Source organism: Pseudoduganella chitinolytica (genome assembly GCF_029028125.1).
Lineage (GTDB): Bacteria > Pseudomonadota > Gammaproteobacteria > Burkholderiales > Burkholderiaceae_D > Rugamonas > Rugamonas chitinolytica.
Genome location: NZ_CP119083.1, coordinates 1,115,684 through 1,135,991 on the forward strand (window position 1 = coordinate 1,115,684; position 20,308 = coordinate 1,135,991).

Here is a 20,308-nt window from a genome sequence, read left to right on the forward strand (position 1 = left end):
AATTGCTCATGAGCATAATGCCGCTGCTTTGTGACCGGGCGATGAAATGGCGCCATCGCACCGCCGGGCCCGCGCCCACGCGAGTGTACGCTGGGGCATAATCGTCGCCATGATCACTCGTGTACTGCTCGTCGAAGACGATCCCACCCTGGCCGACGCCATCGGGCGCCTGCTGGCAGGCCATGCCATGCAGGTCGATACCGTGCCGGACGGCGCGCTGGCCGATGCGCGCCTGGCTGCGGGCGAGACCTGGGACGTGCTGATCCTCGATATCGGCCTGCCCGGCATGGACGGTTTCACGATGGTGCGACGCCTGCGCGCCCGCGGCAGCGTGGCGCCGGTGCTGCTGTTGACGGCGCGCGACGCCGTGGAGGACCGTGTCAAGGGACTGGAGCTGGGCGCGGACGACTACCTGGTCAAACCGTTCGCCACGCCCGAACTGGTGGCGCGGGTGCGCGCGCTGGCGCGCCGGCACGCGCCCCGTGCCGCCGTGCTGGCGCTGGGGGACTTGAGCCTGGACAGCAGCACGCGCCGCGCCAGGGTGGGCGAGCGCATCGTCGACCTGTCGGCGCGCGAGTGGGCCGTGCTGGAGTACCTGCTGCAGCACGTGTCGCGCGTGGTGTCCAAGCAGCAGATCATCGACGCCATCCTGCCGCTGGGCGACGACGTCACGCCCAACGCCGTCGAAGTGTATATCTCGCGCGTGCGCCAGAAGACGGCGGATGCGGGCATCGCCATCCGCACCATCCGCGGCTTCGGCTACATGCTGGAACCGGCCGGGTCCTGATGGCCAGCATCCGCGTGCGCCTGCTGCGCTGGTTGATCGGCCCGATCCTGCTCGTCAACCTGGCGGGCGGCGCGCTGGTGTACGCGCTGGCGTGGCTGCCGGCGCAGCTCGCATTCGACCAGGGCCTGCTGGACACGGCCCATGCGCTGGCGGCCCTGCCGTCACCAGCCGGGCAGGGGGCGGGCCACCGGGACGGCGATGGGCTCTACGTGGCCGTGCGCGACAATGCCGGCCGGCTGCTCGCGGGCGACGCCGACCTGCCGCGGGGCGGGGCCGCCGGCCAGGCCGTCGATGCCGTCGTACGCGGCGAGCCGGTACGCCTGGTAGGGCTGCGCACGGGCCAAGGCACCACGGTGACGGTCGCCAAGGCCCTGCGCCAGCGCGGCCAGGCGCAGGCCGCCATCGTGCGCGCGCTGGTGCTGCTGGAAGCGGTGGCCACACTGGTGTCGGCCATCCTGATCTGGTACGCGGTCACGCGTGGCCTGCGGCCATTGCGGCAGCTGCGTGCCGCGCTGCGTGCCCGCGCCGCGGACGACATGGCGCCGCTTGCCATGGAGGACGTGCCGACGGAACTCGAACCGGTGGTGCGCGCCGTGAACGGCTTGCTGGAACAGTCGGCGCAGAACGCCCGGGCGCGGCAGGACTTCCTGGCCAATATGGCGCACCAGCTGCGCACACCGCTGGCCGGGCTGCAGGCGCAGCTGGACGTGCTGCCGCGTGCCCGGCCGGGAGGCGAGGATGCACGTGCGCTCGCCATGATGCGCGCCGCCACGGAGCGCATGAGCCGCCAGGTCGGCCAGTTGCTGGTACTGGCGCGCGCCGAGCCGGGACAGGCGGGACCACGCCGCCTGGAGCCCGTCGCGCTGGACGCTCTGCTGGGGGAAACCGTGCAGCAATTCGTCGAGCAGGCTGCGCGCAAGGACATCGACCTGGGCTTCGAGCTGGCGCCGGCCACGGTGCCGGGCGACCGCTTCCAGTTGCGCGACCTGGCCGATAACCTGATCGACAATGCGCTGCGCTACACGCCCGTTGGCGGGCGCGTGACGGTCTCGTGCGGCATGGATGGCGACGCGGCGGTACTGGCAGTGGAGGACAACGGCCCCGGCATCCCGCCCGCACTGCGCGCCGCCGTGTTCAGCCGCTTCGTGCGGCTGGATGAACACAGCGCCGGCACCGGCATCGGCCTGGCCATCGTGCGCGAGATCGCTGCCGCGCATGGCGCGCGGGTGGACATCGAGACCGCGGCCGGCGGGCGGGGCGCGCGGTTTATAGTAAGGTTCGAGAGTCCCTCGCTACGCCAGGAGTCGCCATGATCGTCCGATTCGCCAGCATCCTCGCGCTGTGCGCCATGCTGCTGCCCGCCCATGCACAGAAGCCAGCCAGCCGCGCCGAAGCGGTGCGCATCCTCGCGGACATGCGCCGCATCGTCACCCCGCATGGCGTCGAGCGCGTGCGGGCGGTACGGATCGGCGGCATCGACCAGTGGATCGCGGTGCGCGGCGTGGACCGCCGCAACCCCGTGCTGCTGATGCTGCACGGCGGCCCCGGGTATGTCTCGATGCCGACCAGCTGGTACTTCCAGCGGGGCTGGGAAGACTTCTTCACGGTGGTGCAATGGGACCAGCGCGGCGCCGGCAAGACGTACGCCGCCAACGATCCGGTCGTCGTCGGTCCGACGATGACACGGGCGCGCATGATCGCCGATGCGGAAGAAATGGTGGCATGGCTGCGCCGCGAGTTCGGCAAGGAGCGCATCTACGTGCTCGGCCATTCATGGGGGAGTTCGCTGGGCATCGAGCTGGCACGCCGCCATCCAGACTGGCTGCACGCATACATCGGCGCGGGGCAGATCGTCGACGGACCCGAGAGCGAGCGACGCGGGCTGCGCTTCGCGCTCGATGCCGCCCGGCGCGATCGCAACGCCGTGGCCGTGCGCGAGCTGGAAGCGCTCGGAGCGTATGCGGCGCCCGGCCATCCGGTCGTGCTGCGCGACCTGTACGTGCAGCGCAAGTGGCTGGGCTATTACGGCGGCGCGGTGCACGGCCGGCGCAACGGCAGCCATGAGGGCGCCGCCGCCCGCCTGGCGCCGGAGTACTCGGATGCCGACCTGCGCACCCTCTGGACGGCCAACGATTTCTCGGCGGAGCGCCTGCTGGCGCAGACGGTGACGCTGGACTTCAGCGGCTGGACCCGTTTCGACTGCCCGATTCTCCTGTTCAATGGCCGGCACGACCGCAACGTCTCGGCCAGCGTTGCCGCCGAGTGGTTCCAGCAAGTGCAGGCACCGCACAAGGCGCTGGTCTGGTTCGAACATTCGGCGCATGAGATGTTCAACGAGGAGCCGGGCAAGATGCTGGCGGCACTGCTGCAGGCGCGTGCCATTGCCGAGAAGGCGGGGGACGTGGCGCCGTAGAAACCGCTTGATCGGCCGTTCACGCTGCCTTGAACCCAAGACCGAAAACCGGGGTCGGACCCAGCGGGTCTGACCCCAGCCTCTGCTTTTGGGTGAAAAATGGCGCTGGCACCAAGCTACGGCTTGTTGATAACCTGGCGGCATTTGGGGCATTTAGTGACAGTCACCCATTCAAAAAACGGTGACAGTCACCGATTTAGCGGCAAAAACCACACTGTCAGCCTCCCGTCAGGATTTCCTCAGGGTAACGTCAGCTTTCAATAGTAGACTGTAGGCAATATATTTTGCCCTGCAGTGGAGCTGGCATGCCTATCCGTTCGAATTCCGCCCCGCGCCAACGCGGCTTTACCCTCGTCGAAGTCCTCATCACGGTCGCCATCGTGGCAATCCTGTCCGCCGTCGCGATGCCGATGTACCGGGATCACGTCACCCGTGGCCGGCTGGCCGAGGCGTTTTCCGCGCTGGGCAGCGTGCAGCCGACGGCGGAACAGCACTGGTCGAATACCCGTTCGTACGCAGGCCTCGGAGGCCTGAATGCCTTCCCGCGCGCCAGCCAGAATTTCGACTATGCGCTCACCGCAGCCGACAACGCGTCGTACCTCGTCACCGCCACCGGCAAGGGCGCCGTGCTGGGCTTCGTGTTTACCGTCGACCAGAACGGCAACCGCGCCACGACGGCCGCGCCGTCCGGATGGACCGCCAATGCCGGCTGCTGGACCGACCGCAAGAGCGGCGAATGCGTCCACTGACATCGAACCGGCCCGCCGGCTTCACCCTCGTGGAGCTGATGGTGGCGATCGCCATCATGGGCACGCTGCTGGCCGTCGGCATCCCCAACATGACCAGCTGGGTGCTGTCGAACAAGGCGCGCGGCGCGTCGGAATTCTATGCCGAAGGCCTGGCGACGGCGCGGCGCGAGGCCATCACGCGCAATGCCGCCAGCCGCTTCGTACTGAGCCCCAACGCCAACGGCCAGCTGGACTGGCAGGTCGACGTCTGCTTCCCCGTGCCGGGTACGCCGTGCAGTGCCGACAGCGGCAGCTGGTCCACGGTCGCCACCGCGGCCGACAACGACCCGAATGCCGCCACGCCCTACAAATCCATGTTCCGCGCCGCGAATGCGCTGCCGAACGCGGATGCGCTGGTCCCGACCTTGCAGCCGCAGGGCAGCACCGGCGTCTACTTCACGGCGCTGGGCTGGGTCGACACGACCGATGCACAACGCCTGACGCGCCTGACGCTGACGCCCGCCGCCCACCTGCGCGACGGGATCGCCACCGTGGCGCTGGCGATCCCGCTCGGCGGCGTGGTGGCCAAGTGCAATCCGGACGTCGCCGCACCCGACTCGAGGGCCTGCCCATGAAACCTGTCACCTTGCGCCAACAGGCCGGCGTCGCCCTGCTGGAAGTAGTGATCGCCGTGATCCTGCTGGGGATCGGCCTGTTGGGAGCCATCGGCCTGCAGGCGCGGTCGTACTCGGCGCTGGCCGATGCGGGCCAGCGCGCCGAAGCGACGATCCAGGCCGACAAGCTGGTCGCGATGATGAACACGGACGTGGCCAATATCGGCAGCTATGCACTGGCCGCCAACGGCACGCCCGCCGCCGCGCTGGCGCCGTGGGTGGCGGAAACGCGCACGCTGATCCCGGGCGCCACGGCCGTCGTCGTCGTGGCGCAGCAGGGCACGCGCTGGCGCGTCGACATCACGATCGCGTGGCGCCGCAAACAGGGCACCGATACCAATACCCACCGGGTGACCGCCTATGTCATCTAGCGTGCATGCCCGCGACGGCGGTTTCTCCCTCGTCGAGCTGCTGGTCAGCGTCCTGGTCGGCATGCTGGCGATCGTCTTCGCCACCCGGCTGTTCGTCAGCAGTGAGCAGAACAAGGCGGCAGCGGTGGGCGGATCCGACGCCGTGCAGAACGGCATGCTGGCCATGTTCTCGATCAGTAACGACGCGAGCCAGGCTGGCTGGGGCCTGAACGACACGCTGCTGTCCGGCTGCGACACCACTTTCACCGACACGGCCGGCTACGTACTGCCCGTCGTCATGCGCGGCGCCGTCGAGACGACGCCGCTGGCGCCCGTGATCATCGAGAGCGGCGGCACCGCATCGGACCGCATCACGCTGATGGCGGGCAGCGCCATGAGCGGCGTGGGGTCCGAACGCCTGCGCGACAACTACGCGGGGGCCAATTCCATCAACGTCGCCACCAACCAGCCGTTCGGCTACCTGCAGGGCACCGTCGTCGTCGTGGCGCCCGAGCCGGCCGGCGGCAAGTGCGCGCTGGCGCAGCTGTCGGCGACGCCGCCCGGCTTCACGCTGACCTTCGACGCGGGCGCCGCGTTCCGCTTCAACCGCGCGGCGCTGGGCAATGCCTACAGCGCCGGGCAGGCGCGCGTGTACAACCTGGGTCCGCTGGCGCAGCTGGCCTTCCACACCTGGTCGGTCAGCAACGGCAACCTGATGCTGCGCGCGACCGACCTGGCCGGCGCTGCCGGCGCGCCGGCGGCGGTGGCCGACAACATCGTCGCGATCAAGGGCCAATACGGTTTCGACACCCGGGCGGCGGCCTCGTTCGATCCCACCACCGGCATGCAGGTGGGCGCCTGGAGCGCGACGATGATCGATGCCGACGGCGACGGCGTGACCGCCGGCGCCGGCGACTTCCAGCGTGTGGCCGCCGTGCGCCTTGCCGTGATCGCCCGCAGCAAGATGCCGGAAAAGCCCGACGCGGTGACGAAGCAGTGCGGCGCCACCACCGCGCCGCTGACCGTGTTCGCCGGCCGTTCGCCGGCCAGCGTGGCCGCGGCATCCGTCACCGTCAACGTCGACACGATCGCCGACTGGCGGTGCTATCGCTACCGGGCCTTCGAGACGATCGTCCCGGTCCGCAACGCGGCGTGGAGGCCATGATGCCGACCATGCACTTGTACCTGCACCCGCACCCGCGCCAGCGCGGCATCGCCTTGCCCGTCATGCTGATCATGCTGACGGTGCTCCTGATCAGCAGCATCTACCTGCTGCGTTCCACCACCTCGACCACCCTGACGACGTCGAACCTGGCCTACGAGGCCGCGCTGTCGAAGTCCGCCGACCTGGGCCTGCATACGGCGTTCGACTGGCTCAGCACCGTCGACAAGGGCCAGCTGACGCAGGACCGCGCCGCGGCCGGCTACGTCGCCACGCTCAACCCCGCCTGGTCGGTGCGCACGCCCGCCTTCTGGCAGGGCTCCGCGTTCGTCACGGAAGCGACGACGAACGTGCGCATCGAATACGTCATCCACCGCATGTGCACGGCCGTGGGCGACTACAACGCCGGCAACAGCTGCACGCTGACGTCGGCCAAGAAGAACGTCGGCGCGCGGACGCAGATGGGCGACAGCCTGTCCTCGGACGCGCCGGCCTACCAGGACAAGCCGCAGCTGCACTACGTGATCACGGCGCGCGTGTTCGGCGCGCGCGGCGGCAATGTCGTCAACCAGACCGTCGTCATGATGGGGCCCTGAGGCTCCGCACAGGTAATCGCCATGAAAACACGCCCCGTGATAACACGCCTCTTTCTGCTGGCGCTGTGCCTTGGCCTGCCGGCCTTCGCCGCGCAGACCCAGATCGCCCAGGTGCCGCTGCTGAACATCAGCGGCACCGGCACCGTCAAGCCGAACCTGATGCTGTTGTTCGACAACTCCGGCTCGATGGAGCAGACCTACACGCCGGACTACGTCAACGACAACCTGTGCCGCACCAGCAGCCGCCTGGCCAACGGCGTGACGTCCTGCACGGTCGGCCATCCGCCGTTCATGAGCCCGGACTTCAACAAGCAGTACTACAATCCGCAGATCCGCTACCAGCCGCCGATCAAGGCGGACGGCACCTATTATCCGGAGCAGACGGCGGCGGCCACCGCCAACTGGACCAACGTTGCCAGCGACGGTTTCGGCAAGCAGAACGTCAACCTGTACGGCAATGGCGACACGGCCATCGACCTGACGACCCAGTTCCCCGACCTGCGCTGGTGCGACCCGGACAACACGAGCGACTGCAAGGTCAACAGCGCGACATACACCTACCCGGACAACACGTACACGGCCGCCGGCGCCATCAGCACGGGGCCGTACTACTACACCATCGGCGTGGCGGAGTACTGCACCGACGCGGCAATGAAGACGTGCGTCTCGACCACCGCCGGCGCGGCCGCGCCTTCGGGCTATCCCGTGCCGGCGCTGGTGCGCTGGTGCGACACGCGCAACCTGACCAATTGCCAGGCCAAGCGCGTCGGCAGCTTCCTGTACCCGCGCTACTCGCAGGCGCTGGGCGCGGCCGTGGCCTACGGCACCGTGACCATCGGCGCCAGCCGCACCAGCAGCGCGTTGACGATCAACTCGATCGTCGTCAACGACCCGGATGGCAACCGCACCGTCACCAACGGCGCCGTCAGTGCGCCGAACGGCACCAACACGGCGCTGAAGCAGCAGACGCTGGCGAGCGCGCTGGCGTCGTCGATCATGGCCCGCACCGGCACCACGTATCCCTACCTGGCCTGCGTGAAGAACCCGATCGGCGTGGCCAACGTGCCGGCCTGCTCGACGTTCGGCATCAATCTCGCCAGCGACAGCGTGCTGGCGATCCTGCCCGTGTCGTGCAGCGGCAGCAAGAGCGTCGCCACCTGCCAGCCGTACTACGACAACTCGCGCAGCGGCTGGGGCATCACGGTCGATGCGACCAGCACCCGGCTGGGCGCACCCACCGGCCTGCTGCGCATCACCGGCAGCACGGCCAACAACCGGCAGGCCTCGCTGGCCAACGTGGCCTTGAACGGCAACAACCTGTTCACCAACCTCGCGCTGGGCACGAACGGTGGCAACACCAGCGCGGCAACCGCGGCGACCGCGATCGTCAACCGCATCGGCACCTCCGGTACCGTGCGGGCCTACGCCGGCGGCAACGGCATCACCCCCACGTGCGCGCAGGCCGCCGAGGCGGGCACCGTCTGCCTGGTCGACACCGCCAACAATGCACCCGCCAAGGACGTTACCGTCGGTAACCTGAGCAACCGGGGCACGATGACGATCGCGCCGGTGGACACGTTCGTCGACGTCGACACCATCCCGACCACCGTGCAGGCCATCTCGGCGGGCAGCGGTGCGCCCAGCACGTTCGCCCGCGTCAACATCGTCAGCGGCCGGACCTATCCGAAGTCGCTCGGCCGCACCGACTGCGCCGGCAGTACCTGCACCTACGCGGAGGAGATGACGAACTTCGCAAACTGGTACTCGTACTACAAATCGCGCCTGCAGATGATGAAGACGTCCGTCGGCATTGCCTTTACGCGCCTGAACGGCAACTACCGGGTCGGCTACGTGCGCCTGTCCAGCGCGGGCGCCGGCAACGCGGTGGAGCTGAAACCGGCCGACTTCACGGGCACGGCCCGCACCAGCTGGTATTCGACGCTGTACAACACGACGACGTCCGGCTCCACGCCGATCCGCACCGCGATGGACAACGTGGGTCGCATGTACGCCAACCTCACGCCGTACAACTACGCCAGCGGCCAGGAAGTGGTGCAGTACCCGTGCCAGCAGAACTTCCTGATCCTGACGACGGACGGCTACTGGAACGGCAACTCGACCGCGAATGTCGTCAACAACGACGACAGGGAAAGCGCCACCCGCTTCTGCCTGAAGAAGGACGGTTGCGTGGACACGCGCAGCCAGAGCCAGCCCTCGATTTCCGACGTGGCCCTGCACTGGTACAACGGCGGCTCCAGCACGGGTACCGTGTCGCTGCGCCCCGACCTGGAGCCGAACATGCTCAAGCCCGGCCTGGTGCCGGCCGCCGCGGGCGAGAACACGCACCTGCACATGACCACCTACACGCTGGGCCTGGGCGTGGACGGCGTGATGAACTACGAACCGAAGTACGACAGCGCGCCGATCGTCAACGGCGATTTCTTCAACCTGAAAAGCGGCGTCACCAGCGGCTGCCCGTGGAATGGCGGCGGCGCCTACGTGTGGCCGGACCCGCAGGTGACGAGCACCGCTTCCACCGTGCAGGAGCGGGTGGACGACCTGTGGCACGCCGCCATCAATGGCCATGGCAAGTACTTCAGCGCCAGCCAGCCGAAGGACGTCGTGGCGGGCCTGCAGGAAGCGCTCGACAAGATGCAGGTCAGCGTGGGCGCCGCCGCGGCGGCGGCCACCTCGACCCCCAACATCTCGCTGGAAGACAACGACATCTTCTCGTCCACGTTCACCACCGTGAAGTGGTTCGGCGTGCTGTCGAAGCGCAATGTGGACACCGCCACCGGCATCGTCGATGCGACGCCCGTGTGGACGACGGCCACGGCGATGGGCGGGCAGGTCGCGACGAGCGGCACGGCCGGCGCCACCACGGACGGGCGCACGATCTGGATGCGCGACGGCGCGACGACGGACCTGAAGCCGTTCTACTTTGCGAACATGAGCGCGGCGGAGAAGGCCTGGTTCACCAACAAGTGCCCGCTGCTGACGCAGTGCACGCTGCTGGACGGCGACAATCGCGCGCTGGTCAACGCCGGCACGGAGCTGGTCAACTGGCTGCGCGGCCAGCAGCAGCATGCCGACGACGTCGTGTTCCGCGCCTACAGCAGCAGCCGCGATGCCGACCCGGCCGCCACTGCCACGGTGCCGGTGGTGCTGGGCGATATCGCGTCGTCCAAGCCGGCCTACATGCGCGATCCGCGCAAGGCCTACACGCTGTCGGGCTACGAAACGTTCAAGAGCACGTATGCCGGGCGCGCGCCCGCCGTGTTCGTGGCGGCCAACGACGGCATGCTGCACGCCTTCAACGCGGCCGACGGCAGCGCCGGCGGGCGCGAACTGTGGGCCTACGTACCGCGCATCACGATGCAGAAGCTGCCGGTGCTGGCCTCGACGACCTACGGCACCAACCACCAGTACACGACGGACGGCTCGCCGGAACTGGCGGACGTGCAGATCGGCGGGCAATGGCGCACCATCCTGGTGGCGGGCCTGAACGGTGGCGGCCGCGGCTACTATGCGCTGGACGTGACGGATGCCGGGCCCGCATGGACCGATGCCGCCGGCACTGCCCGCGGCGGCCAGCGTCCGAAACTGCTGTGGGAGCTGTGCGCGGATGCGGCCCTGTGCCCGCAGAGCCGAACGGACGCCAACAATATCGGCCTGACCTTCGGCGCACCGCAGTTCGGCATGCACAACGGCCGCTGGGTCGTCTACCTGACGTCCGGCTACAACAACGTGCCGGGCGTCGACAACGTCAACACGGGCGACGGCAAGGGCTACCTGTTCATCGTCGACGTGGCGACGGGTGAAGTGCTCGACCGGGTCAGCACCAATCTCGGCGACACGACCACGCCATCGGGGCTGGCGCGCATCACGGCGATCTCGAACGATCCCGCCACCGACCCGGTCACGACCTATATCTACGGCGGCGACAACCAGGGCAACCTGTTCCGCTTCGACCTGACGGCCGCCGCCTCCGTCAAGCGCATCGGCATCGCCGCCGTGGACGGCGTGGCCCAGCCCATCACGGCGCGGCCGGATGTGACGCTGTGCGCGGTGACAACGACGGCGGACAGCGGCGCCACGGCGCAAAGCGCCCAGCGTGTGGTGATGTTCGGCACGGGGCGCCTGCTGGACCTGCCTGACATCGGCAACACGGACGTGCAAAGCCTGTACGCGCTGCGCGACGACGGTGCGGCGGACCTGAACCTGCGCGGCAGCACGATGGTGGCGCAGACGTTGTCGCAGCGCACCTCGACCGAAGGCACGGGCGACGACGCCGTCACGACCATCGACGAGATCGACCTGACCGGCACGCGGGTGGACCTGTCGCGCAACAGCGGCTGGTACTTCGACTGGAAGCTCAACGCGGGCGAACGGATGAACCTCGACCCGAAGATCGTCAGCGGGGTGGGCAACGTGGTGACCAACGTGCCGACGTCGGAATCGTCGTGCTCCGTGGGCGGCACGTCGAACTTCTATGCGGTGGACGTGTGCAAGGGCACGGGCGTGAACGGCACGCTGGTGGGCAGCATGCTGTCGAACACGTCGGCGGCAGTGGGCTTCATCATCGTGCGGCTGCCGAAGGGCGACCTGAAGCTGATCACGACGACCGCCAAGGGCGAAACGCTGACGCGGCCGTTGCAGGAGCTGGACACGGTGGGGGCGCACCGGGCCGGCTGGCGCCGGGTGAAGGGTGACTGAGGGGCGACTGATGGGGTGCCCGACGGCCCGGGGCCCTGAAAAGCGCCCGGGCGCGGCCAAAAAACGGTAAAATCCCGGGTTTTCCCGTGAGCCGTTTGATTGGCCGCCACCATGTCCGAAGATATCGAAGTCACCAGCCCAGACAACCAGGAAGCTGCCGCCGGCAGCGCCAAGGCACCCGCGCAGATCGCCCGCGAAGTGCAGCGCCGCCGCACGTTCGGCATCATTTCCCACCCCGACGCCGGCAAGACGACGCTGACGGAAAAGCTGCTGCTGTTCTCGGGCGCGATCCAGATGGCCGGCACGGTCAAGGCGCGCAAGAGCGCGCGCCACGCCACCTCCGACTGGATGGAGATCGAGAAGCAGCGCGGCATTTCCGTCGCGTCCTCGGTGATGCAGTTCGACTTCCGCGACCACATCATCAACCTGCTCGACACGCCCGGCCACCAGGACTTCTCGGAAGACACGTACCGCGTGCTGACGGCGGTCGACTCGGCGCTGATGGTGATCGACGCGGCCAAGGGTGTCGAGGCGCAGACGATCAAGCTGCTGGACGTGTGCCGCATGCGCAATACGCCGATCGTCACGTTCATGAACAAGATGGACCGCGAGACGCGCGATCCGCTCGAGCTGCTCGACGAATTGGAATCGGTGCTGAAGATCCAGTGCGCCCCGGTGACCTGGCCGATCGGCATGGGCAAGAACTTCCGCGGCGTGTACCACCTGCTGCGCGACGAGGTGCTGCTGTTCCGCGCGGGCGAGGAAAGCGCCAACCAGACGTTCGAAGTGATCAAGGGCATCGACAATCCGAAGCTCGCGGCGATGTTCCCGCTCGAGATGGACCAGCTGAGGATGGAAGTGGAACTGGTGCACGGCGCCTCGCATCCGTTCAACCTGGAGGAATTCCTGGCCGGTATCCAGACGCCCGTGTTCTTCGGCTCCGCGATCAACAACTTCGGCGTGCGCGAGATCCTGTCCGCGCTGGTCGACTGGGCGCCGCCGCCGCGCGAGCGCGACGCCACCGTGCGCTCCGTGGCACCGACCGAGCAGCCGTTCTCCGGCTTCGTCTTCAAGATCCAGGCCAATATGGACCCGGCGCACCGCGACCGCATCGCGTTCCTGCGCGTGTGCTCGGGACGCTTCGAGCGCGGCATGAAGGTCAAGCACCTGCGCCTGGGCCGCGAGGTCAAGGTGTCGTCGGTGGTGACGTTCATGGCGTCGTCGCGCGAGCAGGTCGAGGAAGCCTACGCGGGCGACATCATCGGCCTGCCGAATCACGGCAACATGCAGATCGGCGACAGCTTCTCGGAAGGCGAGATGCTGCAGTTCACGGGCATCCCGTACTTCGCGCCGGACTTCTTCCGTTCGGTGCGCATCCGTAACCCGCTCAAGATCAAGCAGCTGCACAAGGGCCTGCAGCAGCTGGGCGAAGAGGGCGCCGTGCAGGTGTTCAAGCCGGTGCAGGGCGGCGAGCTGGTACTGGGCGCCGTCGGCGTGCTGCAGTTCGAGGTGGTCGCCAGCCGCCTGATGAACGAGTACGGCGTCGATGCCGTGTTCGAAGGCACCAGCATCAGCAGCGCGCGCTGGGTCTCGTCGGAGGACAAGAAGGCCCTGGCCGACTTCGAGAACGCGCTGGGCCACAACGTCGCCTACGACGCCGCCGGCAATATGGCGTACCTGGCCACGTCGGGCGTCAACCTGCGCCTGACGCAGGAGCGCTGGCCGCAGCTGACGTTCCACGCGACGCGCGAGCACGCCACCAAGCTGGCGTGATGCCTGGGGGTCTGTCCCAGCGGGACTGCCCCGAAGTTCAACAGCGTGTCGACGGAGCCAGCAAAACTTCAGGGGCAGTCCCTAGCAAGGACGGACCCCTGTTGATCCGGCGGCTCAAGCGCCGCCAAACTCCCGCTCGATCAGCCCCACCGCCGCCTTCACCCCATCCTCCCGCCGCATCGCGGCCCCGATCGCGGCGGCCCGCACCGCCATCTGCGGCTGCCCCAGCACCTCGCGGATCCGGTCCGCCAACGCCTGCGCCGTTACATCGCGCCGCCGCAAGGCCTTGCCGGCAATGCCCAGCCGGCGCAACTCGCTGCCCCAATGTTCCTGCTCGCTGATATGGGCGATGATGACCGACGGCTTGCCGGCCAGCGTGGCCGCCTGCGTCGTGCCGGCGCCGCCATGATGCACGACGACGGCGCAGCGGGGGAAGATCGTGTGATGCGGCGCGGCCGATATATAGAGTATCCGTTCGTCGGACGTCACGCCGCAGTCCTGCCAGGACGGGGCCTGGACGATGGCGCGGCAGCCGGCCAGCCGGGCGGCTTCGGAAAACAGCGCCAAGGTCGCCCGCTGCGCCGCCGGCTCCTCGGGCGTCCAGCTGCCCAGCGTCATGTAGACTGGTGCCGGGCCGGCGGCCAGGAAGGCGTCCAGCGTGGGCGGCAGCGTGCCTTCGACAGCCATGTTCGGCATGTCGAGGAAGCCGCACACGTGCACCGACGCCGGCCAGTCCGGCTGGCGCACGCAGATCTGCGGGCTGACGGCCATCAGGGTCAGGCGCGGCGAGACCCAGGCGTCGTCGACGATGTCGCGCGCGGGCGGCAGGCCGAGCTGGCGGCGCAGCCGGTTGGGGTAGGGCGTGAACGTGCGGTTCAGCATGATGCGGGTGAGCCACCACAGCGCCCGGTTGACCGTCGGACCGAAACTGCCCAGCGGGTGCGCATGCACGGTCGGAATGCTGCCATGGGCCAGGAACACGCTGGCGTAGGGCACGCCCGCCTGCAGCGCGGCCACCTGCAGCGGATGCACGATGAAGTGGCCGATGACGAGATCGGACTGCGCGCACAGCCGCTGCGCGGCCGCGAGCATGTCATCTTCCACGGGCGCGAACACCAGGCGCATCAGCGCCGCGGCCTGGCGCATTGGATCGCGGATCGAATAGATCTCCTGCATGATGCCCTGTGCCTCGGCCGCGGCCAGCAGCGGCGTGCCGGCGGCTTCGATGCGCAGGCCGGGGCGCGACGCCAAGCGCGCGTACGCGTCCGTATCCACGGTCGTGACGACGAGCGTCACGTCGTGGCCGGCCGCGTGCAGGCCCTCGGCCAGTGCCAGGAACGGGCGCACGTCGCCGTGACTGCCCCAGGTTTGCATGCCGATCCGCATCGTTACCCTTGTTTGAAAGTTAAGATCTTCGAATTATCGCCGGTTTTCGGCGTACTTGCCGGAAGCGCTTGACAGTGCCGGTCCACCTGGGTACTGTATTACGCAATTAATACAGCATACAGACGATGACTACTCATACCGCAGCGCTGTTCGCGATCGCGCCCGGCTCGGCCTTGGGGCCGAACGTGCCGAGCGGATGGGCGTATGCAGTGGGGAGACTGCCATAGGCAAGGAATACGCTGCCATACGGGACGCCCGCATGCTGCGCCACGATCTGCAGCGGATACACGATTGAACGGCCGATCACCAGGTCCGATTGTGCACACCCTCTATGCCGCAGAGAACATTTCGTCCTCGACCAGCGCGAACACGAGCCGCATCAAGGTCACCGCCCGGCGATCGGATCGCGAACTCTGTAGTTCTCCTCCGTGATGCCCTGCGCTCCGGCCGCGCCGAGCCGCGGCAAGCCTGCTGCTTCGATGCGTAGTCCGAAGAGCGACGCCATGAGCGCGTAGCTATCCGTGTCGCTCGTCGTGACCACGAGCGTGACGTTGTGGCCCGCAGTGTGCGGGCCCTCGGCCAGCGCCAGGAACGGGTGCAAGTCGCCGTGACTACCCCAAGTGTGCCTACCAATGTTCAAGGAGCCGTTACCCCCTTACCGAGAGATGAGAGTAACGCAAAGTGGATTCACATATCAGCTTGCTTAAATATTGTGGCGCAACACGCCCATCACCGTGAGATATCGATGTAGAAACATCCCAAAGCTTGAGTGGTACGCGCATGCGCACTAGGCAAATCTCTATATTGCGTCTCCACGCCTGCGATTTTACCGCTTGCTAGGCCTGCAGAGGTCAGAGATATAATAACACCATGGCTGGCTCCCCCTGACACCAAACGCACTTCATAGATATTTAGTTGGTCCATAAATTTCTCCGATTTGTTTTTTTCGTGCTAAACGTATGCAGCAAAAGCTGTATCTAAAAAAATACACAGGCATATCCTACCCCGTTTGATTGCTGACGCAGCATCGTCCCGTAGTCACGATTAGCCCCAGGCAGCCTCGTTCGACGGATATAGTGAAGGCTTCACGGCCAATGTGTGACTGAATGTCAAACTTGGACCTGAGGCGCCGACGCAAGCCGACGCGCATTACATCTCACTAGTATTTGATTATCACAAGAACAGTAATGTCGAGCACGCCTGGGGATTTTGCTCAGCTGACGGCCTAGCCGTTGCGAGCCAGAGCCAACAGCAATATACAAATTTTGCTACATACACGACCAACGCTTCGCTAGATATAGGCCGGCTCCTCCGACTACCGCACCTATCCTCACACCAATGGCCCATCCTATCAGCGGAACGATACCGCCACTAACAGCTTCGACTTCAACGTTGGAAAGCTCTACCATTTTTTCGACGACTTGTTTGTTGTCTTCAACGCCCATAATGCCTCCAGAATTAGCACAGTCTTACAAAAAATTCCTGCCCAAAAACCCAGCCAAAATAAACCCCAACCGTAAATCCGGATGCTAAGAATGCATCCTTCCAGGTGGCAAGATTGGTCATTTCTTCCTCCATTAAACCGAACAGTGGCGCGTGCCGTACGCAAAGCTCATAAAAGTCCAGCCCGCTGCAACTCCTGAGGTGAAACCCGCTGCGTAAAGCGCAGCGACTGCCAGCGGTATCACACCGCCCGAGATGTCATCGATCTCCTCCATCGATAGTGTCCTCAAGTTCTCAAAAGCTAGTACGTCCGCTGCTTGCATAGTGATCTCCCAGTTAGCGGCAAGTTGCCGTGTTTGCAGTATCTGTCGAATGGACCTGTATGGTGTTGAGATTTTGCAATTCATATTGCATATCTGGATCCGGCTAGTTGGGTCGTGGGCGGGGACGAGATTGGGCGCCTGGCGCACTTTTGATTGCGACGCCGCTGCCGGAAGCGTTAGTTTCGTGATGGAGATAATGTCTCTCGCGATGGGGTTCCTCATAATGTTGCCTAGCCCTGCGACGAAACTGAATTGTTCGTTGCGCGCTAGTGCCCTCCCGCCACGCTTGACATACCAGGCTCCTCCGTCTACTGTATTGGTATACCAATACACATACATCTGATGACTACTCATACCGCAGCGCTGTTCGCGATCGCGCCCGGCTCGGCCGAGCCGATCTACCGCCAGCTGATCGAGCAGGTCCGGCGCATGGTTGCCGCCGGCGTGCTGGCGCCGGGCGACGGCCTGCCTTCCGTGCGCGAGACGGCGCAGGCGCTGGCCGTCAACCCGATGACCGTGTCGAAGGCCTGGAACATGCTGGAGACGGAAGGGCTGCTGACGCGCGTGCGCGGCCTGGGCATGCAGGTCGCGGCGCGCCGCGGCGGTGCCACGGCCGCGGCGCGGACCAAGCTGCTGCGGCCCACGCTGGAGCGGGCGGCGGCCGAGGCCCGCCAGCTGGAGCTGGGCGACGACGAGGTGCTGGAACTGTTTCAACTTATCCTGAAAGAGACGCGATGAACGAGACCGTGGTACAGGCCCGGGGCCTGCAAAAGACGTTCGGCCGCCAGCAGGTGCTGCGCGGCGTGGACTGGCAGGTGCCGCGCGGGACCGTCGTGGGCCTGTTGGGCCGCAATGGCGCCGGCAAGTCGACCCTGCTGGAATGCCTGCTGGGACTGCGCGAGACGGATGCCGGCAGCGCCACGCTGTTCGGCGAGCCGGTCACCGCCTTGCCGGAAGCGACGCGCGGGCGCATCGGCTACGTGCCGCAGAAGGCCGAGGCGTTCGAGTGACTGACCCCCGTGCAGATGCTGGAGTATTTCCGCGCGCTCTACCCGGGCTGGAACGACGCCCGCGTCGAGGGCCTGCTGCAGCGCTGGGGCTTCGGCGGCGAGCTGCGCACGAAGCCGATCGGCCGGCTGTCCGGTGGCGAGAAGCAGCGCCTGGCGATCGTGCGCGCGCTGGCGCACGAGCCGGAGCTGCTCGTGCTGGACGAGCCGGTCGCCAGCCTCGATCCCGCCGGTCGGCGCGAATTCCTGCGTGAGCTGATCGGCACCGTGGTCGACGGCGGCACCACGGTGGTGTTCTCGACCCATATCCTGTCGGACCTGGAACGCGTGGCGCTGGATGTCGCCTTCCTGCACGATGGCCGCATCGGCCTGCAGGCGCCGCTGGACGAGCTGCTGGAAGGCGCGCGCCGCGTGACCGGCGCCGCGGCGGCAGTCGATGCCCTGGGCCTGCGCGGCGAGTTGCGGCGCGAGCGACTGGCGGGCTACAACGTTACCGTGGTGGCGCGCTTGTCAGGCGACGAACTGGAACGGTTGCACGCCGTACCCGGCTGCGCAATGACGCCCTGAGCCTGGAAGACCTGTTCGTCGAGGTGACGAAATGACGCCCGCCGATGCCGCCGCCTGGCGCGCACTGCTGCGCCAGCCCGTGCTGTCGTGGCGCGTGTACCGCGGGCTGGGTCGTCTGGGCGCTGCTCGGTGGCGCGGTGCTGGCCTTCGCGGCATTCGGCATCGCGCTGTCGGACTGGCGTGCCGGCATGACATCTGCCGGCATGTTCCTGACGGCGCTGCTCGTGGCCTGGTGGCTGGAGCTTCTTCGCAATGCGATTTGCCTGAACGAGCCGGCGCTGGCCTGCCTCGTGCCGGGCCAGCACCGGCGCATCGTACTGGCCGTCGCCGGCGCGTGGGCGCTGGGGGCGCTGACGATCGGGCTGCTGCTTGGCGCGGCCTTCGATCACGTCGGCTATGCGCTGCTGGCCGCCGCCGCCGGCTTGTTGTACCTGGCGGCGTTGCAGCAGTGGCCGTGGCTGATGGTGGCGGCCCTGGCGGTGATGGTGCTGGACCGCTTCGTGCCGCTGCTGCCGTCGGCCGCCACGCGTGCCGCTTTCATGGCCGCTGGCGAGACGAACGTGACGCTCGCCGGCCTGGCACTGTTGCTGGTGCCCGGCGCAGCCGTACTGCGGCTCCTGCTGCCGCGCGGCGGCGACAGGCACCTGGCCTGGCAACGCCGTTACGAGGCGCGGGCGCAGGCAATGCGCGACGCGCTGGCGTTGCCGGGGCGGGAGCATGTACCGGCATGGCGTTCCTCGTCCTGGCTGCAGCAGCCTTACCTGGCCGGCCTGCGGCGCCTGAGCGAACGGGCCGGCATGGGCCGCCCGCCGCGCAACCGCGCCCAGGCGCTGCTGTTCGCGCTGCGTGCCGGCGCGCACCCGGGTGCCATGCTGGCGGCGGTGGCGGCCAGTACGGCATTCGCGCTGGCGGCCGGCAGCAAGCTGGGTGGCGGCATGGATCGGGACGGCCTGGCGGGACTGGCTTGCGTCATGCTGCTGGCAACCCCATTGGTGACGCACGTGCATGCCGTATTGACGGCGCTGCAGCGTTATCGCATCGAGCAGGCCCTGCTGCGCCTGGCGCCGGCGGCACCGTGCAGCAGCCAGTTCAACCGCGCGCTGGGCGCGGCGCTGCTGGCGCGCTTTGCCTTGTTGTGGCTGACCTGCACGGCGGGCGCTTCGCTCACCGTGGCCGCGTGGGACCCGGCGTCGCGGGGCAGGGGGCGGTCGGCATCAGTGCCGCGCTGACCCTGCTGCTGGCACCCGCGCTGTTGCGCGACCACGCGGCCAGCCGGCGTCTGTCGACGCAGGTCATGACGCTCGTCGTCGTTGCGATCGTCACGCTGTCCGTCCTGCTGCGGATCGTCACGGTGATGTGGCGTTCGCAGATGCCGTGGTTGCCGATTGCCGTCATCGCATTGCTTGCCGCCGGGTTGACGTGGCGCGCCTGGCGCCGCCTGCAGGCGCTGCCGCCGGCCTTCCCGGCCGGGCGGCTCGCGCACGATTGAGCTGGCAGGACGCAGTTACTTGGCCGGCGTCGCCAGCGGCTGGCCCTTTTCGAGGATATAGACGCCGACGAGCCGGGCAGGTTCGGCGCCCGGGTTGCGCGCCGCATGCACGATGCCGGCCGGGATGATGAACGCTTCGCCGGCCTTCAGCCGGCGTGGCGGCTGGCCATCGATCAGCAGTTCGCCTTCCCCTCCGAGGAAATAGCTGATCTCGTCGCCGGGGTGGGTATGGCGCGGGGCCGTGGCGCCGGCCGCGATCTCGATGTGCGCGACGATGGCTTCCCGGTTCGGCACGGAGACGTCGCCGCGGACGATCTCGGTGCGCTTCAGTGGCGGCGTGGCCGTTCCGCTCTGTGCCATTGCGGCACCGGCCCAGTACAGGAAAAGGGCCGCGATGGCCCGTGCGCCCAGACTCATGCTTTGCTGTGTCATGCCAGTCTCCCTCAATGGTGTCATGGTCGCGCGCGATGGCGCAGGACCATGGTACCGCATCAGGGCTTGTGGAACAGGGCGTCGACGATGCTGCCCAGCCACGCGACGATCAGTATGGCGGCGGCGATATTGCTGCCCGGCCCGGTGTTGGTGGCTTCGATCTGCTGCTGGATGAGGACGGGGTCGAGGGCCAGGGTGCCTGCCGCGATCCGATCGACGATGGCACTCGCGGCGGCCAGCGCCGTCCACAGCAGGAACAGCACGGCCGCGAGTGCCGGAATCATGCACAGGGCGGCGCGCGCCGGACGTTTGAGAACGATGAGCTGGCCCAGGCCCGGAAACAGCAGGGCCGAGCACAACGCCGCTTTGACAGATGATTTCATTTTGCCCGATTGTGGTGCCGCAACCGGCATCGACCCGATGCCGGTTGCGGCGGATGGTATCGCTGCATTCTGCCTGAAT

Annotated in this window: 21 protein-coding genes and 1 pseudogene; 15 read left to right on the forward strand and 7 right to left on the reverse strand. The window is 67.4% G+C overall.

Going from position 1 to position 20,308, the window contains the following annotated elements; all coding sequences use genetic code 11:
• Positions 1-109 precede the first annotated feature (109 nt).
• The 10 genes from PX653_RS04960 (at position 110) to PX653_RS05005 (ending at position 13,199) form a co-directional block, all read left to right on the forward strand.
• Positions 110-787 (forward strand): response regulator transcription factor, encoded by a 678-nt coding sequence (locus tag PX653_RS04960; protein ID WP_277416803.1) that lies wholly within the window; start codon positions 110-112, stop codon positions 785-787.
• Entirely contained in the window at positions 787-2,100 is a 1,314-nt protein-coding gene (locus tag PX653_RS04965) for a sensor histidine kinase (RefSeq protein WP_277416804.1), read from the forward strand. Before PX653_RS04960 ends, PX653_RS04965 begins: the two co-directional genes overlap by 1 nt.
• Complete coding sequence (locus tag PX653_RS04970; protein WP_277416805.1) at positions 2,097-3,200, forward strand: alpha/beta fold hydrolase; 1,104 nt, start codon at positions 2,097-2,099, stop codon at positions 3,198-3,200. The genes PX653_RS04965 and PX653_RS04970 overlap by 4 nt, the downstream gene beginning before the upstream one ends.
• 305 nt (positions 3,201-3,505) lie before the next feature.
• Complete coding sequence (locus PX653_RS04975; RefSeq protein ID WP_277416806.1) at positions 3,506-3,949, forward strand: type IV pilin protein; 444 nt, start codon at positions 3,506-3,508, stop codon at positions 3,947-3,949.
• Positions 3,937-4,563: a GspH/FimT family pseudopilin gene (locus PX653_RS04980; RefSeq protein WP_277416807.1), complete on the forward strand. Its 627-nt coding sequence runs from the start codon at positions 3,937-3,939 to the stop codon at positions 4,561-4,563. The genes PX653_RS04975 and PX653_RS04980 overlap by 13 nt, the downstream gene beginning before the upstream one ends.
• Positions 4,560-4,973 carry a PilV family protein gene (locus PX653_RS04985; RefSeq protein ID WP_277416808.1) on the forward strand — a complete coding sequence of 138 codons (414 nt, stop codon included), beginning with the start codon at positions 4,560-4,562 and terminating at the stop codon, positions 4,971-4,973. The genes PX653_RS04980 and PX653_RS04985 overlap by 4 nt, the downstream gene beginning before the upstream one ends.
• Positions 4,963-6,117: a PilW family protein gene (locus tag PX653_RS04990; RefSeq protein WP_277416809.1), complete on the forward strand. Its 1,155-nt coding sequence runs from the start codon at positions 4,963-4,965 to the stop codon at positions 6,115-6,117. Before PX653_RS04985 ends, PX653_RS04990 begins: the two co-directional genes overlap by 11 nt.
• Complete coding sequence (locus tag PX653_RS04995; RefSeq protein ID WP_277416810.1) at positions 6,117-6,710, forward strand: pilus assembly PilX family protein; 594 nt, start codon at positions 6,117-6,119, stop codon at positions 6,708-6,710. Before PX653_RS04990 ends, PX653_RS04995 begins: the two co-directional genes overlap by 1 nt.
• A gap of 21 nt (positions 6,711-6,731) precedes the next feature.
• The gene (locus tag PX653_RS05000; RefSeq protein WP_277416811.1) at positions 6,732-11,426 is read left to right on the forward strand and encodes a pilus assembly protein; all 4,695 of its coding nucleotides are present in this window, start codon (positions 6,732-6,734) and stop codon (positions 11,424-11,426) included.
• Between the two features lie 111 nt (positions 11,427-11,537).
• A complete protein-coding gene (locus PX653_RS05005; protein ID WP_277416812.1) occupies positions 11,538-13,199 on the forward strand; it encodes a peptide chain release factor 3 in 1,662 nt (553 codons plus the stop codon).
• Positions 13,200-13,313: 114 nt separating this feature from the next.
• Here the strand turns inward: PX653_RS05005 and PX653_RS05010 are convergent, their stop codons facing one another.
• The 5 genes from PX653_RS05010 to PX653_RS28320 form a co-directional block, all read right to left on the reverse strand.
• Positions 13,314-14,573 carry a glycosyltransferase gene (locus PX653_RS05010; RefSeq protein ID WP_277416813.1) on the reverse strand — a complete coding sequence of 420 codons (1,260 nt, stop codon included), beginning with the start codon at positions 14,571-14,573 and terminating at the stop codon, positions 13,314-13,316.
• Between the two features lie 145 nt (positions 14,574-14,718).
• A complete protein-coding gene (locus PX653_RS05015) occupies positions 14,719-14,892 on the reverse strand; it encodes a hypothetical protein (protein WP_277416814.1) in 174 nt (57 codons plus the stop codon).
• 78 nt (positions 14,893-14,970) lie between these two features.
• Entirely contained in the window at positions 14,971-15,186 is a 216-nt protein-coding gene (locus PX653_RS05020) for a hypothetical protein (RefSeq protein ID WP_277416815.1), read from the reverse strand.
• Positions 15,187-15,853: 667 nt separating this feature from the next.
• A complete protein-coding gene (locus PX653_RS28315; protein WP_371876416.1) occupies positions 15,854-16,030 on the reverse strand; it encodes a class IIb bacteriocin, lactobin A/cerein 7B family in 177 nt (58 codons plus the stop codon).
• A gap of 132 nt (positions 16,031-16,162) precedes the next feature.
• Complete coding sequence (locus PX653_RS28320) at positions 16,163-16,705, reverse strand: class IIb bacteriocin, lactobin A/cerein 7B family (RefSeq protein ID WP_371876417.1); 543 nt, start codon at positions 16,703-16,705, stop codon at positions 16,163-16,165.
• On the opposite strand from PX653_RS28320, the gene PX653_RS05025 reads away from it, so the two are divergent.
• From PX653_RS05025 to PX653_RS05040, 5 genes and pseudogenes are all read left to right on the forward strand, one after another.
• Positions 16,694-17,089: a GntR family transcriptional regulator gene (locus tag PX653_RS05025; protein WP_277416816.1), complete on the forward strand. Its 396-nt coding sequence runs from the start codon at positions 16,694-16,696 to the stop codon at positions 17,087-17,089. The genes PX653_RS28320 and PX653_RS05025 overlap by 12 nt on opposite strands.
• Positions 17,086-17,514 (forward strand): annotated as a pseudogene (locus tag PX653_RS28325) (ATP-binding cassette domain-containing protein); the annotation flags it as partial. The gene PX653_RS05025 and the pseudogene PX653_RS28325, both read left to right, overlap by 4 nt.
• Before the next feature lie 6 nt (positions 17,515-17,520).
• Entirely contained in the window at positions 17,521-17,925 is a 405-nt protein-coding gene (locus PX653_RS28330) for an ATP-binding cassette domain-containing protein (protein ID WP_371876462.1), read from the forward strand.
• Positions 17,926-17,969: 44 nt separating this feature from the next.
• Complete coding sequence (locus tag PX653_RS05035; RefSeq protein ID WP_277416817.1) at positions 17,970-19,154, forward strand: hypothetical protein; 1,185 nt, start codon at positions 17,970-17,972, stop codon at positions 19,152-19,154.
• A complete protein-coding gene (locus PX653_RS05040) occupies positions 19,103-19,414 on the forward strand; it encodes a hypothetical protein (RefSeq protein ID WP_277416818.1) in 312 nt (103 codons plus the stop codon). Before PX653_RS05035 ends, PX653_RS05040 begins: the two co-directional genes overlap by 52 nt.
• A 15-nt stretch (positions 19,415-19,429) precedes the next feature.
• On the opposite strand, the gene PX653_RS05045 is transcribed toward PX653_RS05040, so the two are convergent.
• Both PX653_RS05045 and PX653_RS05050 read right to left on the reverse strand, forming a co-directional pair.
• A complete protein-coding gene (locus tag PX653_RS05045; RefSeq protein ID WP_277416819.1) occupies positions 19,430-19,846 on the reverse strand; it encodes a cupin domain-containing protein in 417 nt (138 codons plus the stop codon).
• Between the two features lie 59 nt (positions 19,847-19,905).
• Positions 19,906-20,229, reverse strand: a complete 324-nt coding sequence (locus PX653_RS05050; protein WP_277416820.1) for a hypothetical protein — start codon at positions 20,227-20,229, stop codon at positions 19,906-19,908.
• Positions 20,230-20,308: the final 79 nt, after the last annotated feature.

Excerpts from the sequence above, each read along its gene's own strand:
- PX653_RS04975 (WP_277416806.1), top strand. The coding sequence starts at position 3,506 with ATGCCTATCCGTTCGAATTCCGCCCCGCGCCAACGCGGCTTTACCCTC.
- PX653_RS04995 (WP_277416810.1), top strand. The coding sequence starts at position 6,117 with ATGCCGACCATGCACTTGTACCTGCACCCGCACCCGCGCCAGCGCGGC.
- PX653_RS05050 (WP_277416820.1), bottom strand. The coding sequence starts at position 20,229 with ATGAAATCATCTGTCAAAGCGGCGTTGTGCTCGGCCCTGCTGTTTCCG.
- PX653_RS04970 (WP_277416805.1), top strand. The coding sequence starts at position 2,097 with ATGATCGTCCGATTCGCCAGCATCCTCGCGCTGTGCGCCATGCTGCTG.
- PX653_RS05000 (WP_277416811.1), top strand. The coding sequence starts at position 6,732 with ATGAAAACACGCCCCGTGATAACACGCCTCTTTCTGCTGGCGCTGTGC.
- PX653_RS28315 (WP_371876416.1), bottom strand. The coding sequence starts at position 16,030 with ATGGGCGTTGAAGACAACAAACAAGTCGTCGAAAAAATGGTAGAGCTT.
- PX653_RS04965 (WP_277416804.1), top strand. The coding sequence starts at position 787 with ATGGCCAGCATCCGCGTGCGCCTGCTGCGCTGGTTGATCGGCCCGATC.
- PX653_RS28320 (WP_371876417.1), bottom strand. The coding sequence starts at position 16,705 with ATGAGTAGTCATCAGATGTATGTGTATTGGTATACCAATACAGTAGAC.
- PX653_RS05010 (WP_277416813.1), bottom strand. The coding sequence starts at position 14,573 with ATGCAAACCTGGGGCAGTCACGGCGACGTGCGCCCGTTCCTGGCACTG.
- PX653_RS05035 (WP_277416817.1), top strand. The coding sequence starts at position 17,970 with ATGCCGCCGCCTGGCGCGCACTGCTGCGCCAGCCCGTGCTGTCGTGGC.
- PX653_RS05025 (WP_277416816.1), top strand. The coding sequence starts at position 16,694 with ATGACTACTCATACCGCAGCGCTGTTCGCGATCGCGCCCGGCTCGGCC.
- PX653_RS04960 (WP_277416803.1), top strand. The coding sequence starts at position 110 with ATGATCACTCGTGTACTGCTCGTCGAAGACGATCCCACCCTGGCCGAC.
- PX653_RS05005 (WP_277416812.1), top strand. The coding sequence starts at position 11,538 with ATGTCCGAAGATATCGAAGTCACCAGCCCAGACAACCAGGAAGCTGCC.
- PX653_RS04990 (WP_277416809.1), top strand. The coding sequence starts at position 4,963 with ATGTCATCTAGCGTGCATGCCCGCGACGGCGGTTTCTCCCTCGTCGAG.
- PX653_RS04985 (WP_277416808.1), top strand. The coding sequence starts at position 4,560 with ATGAAACCTGTCACCTTGCGCCAACAGGCCGGCGTCGCCCTGCTGGAA.
- PX653_RS04980 (WP_277416807.1), top strand. The coding sequence starts at position 3,937 with ATGCGTCCACTGACATCGAACCGGCCCGCCGGCTTCACCCTCGTGGAG.
- PX653_RS05045 (WP_277416819.1), bottom strand. The coding sequence starts at position 19,846 with ATGACACAGCAAAGCATGAGTCTGGGCGCACGGGCCATCGCGGCCCTT.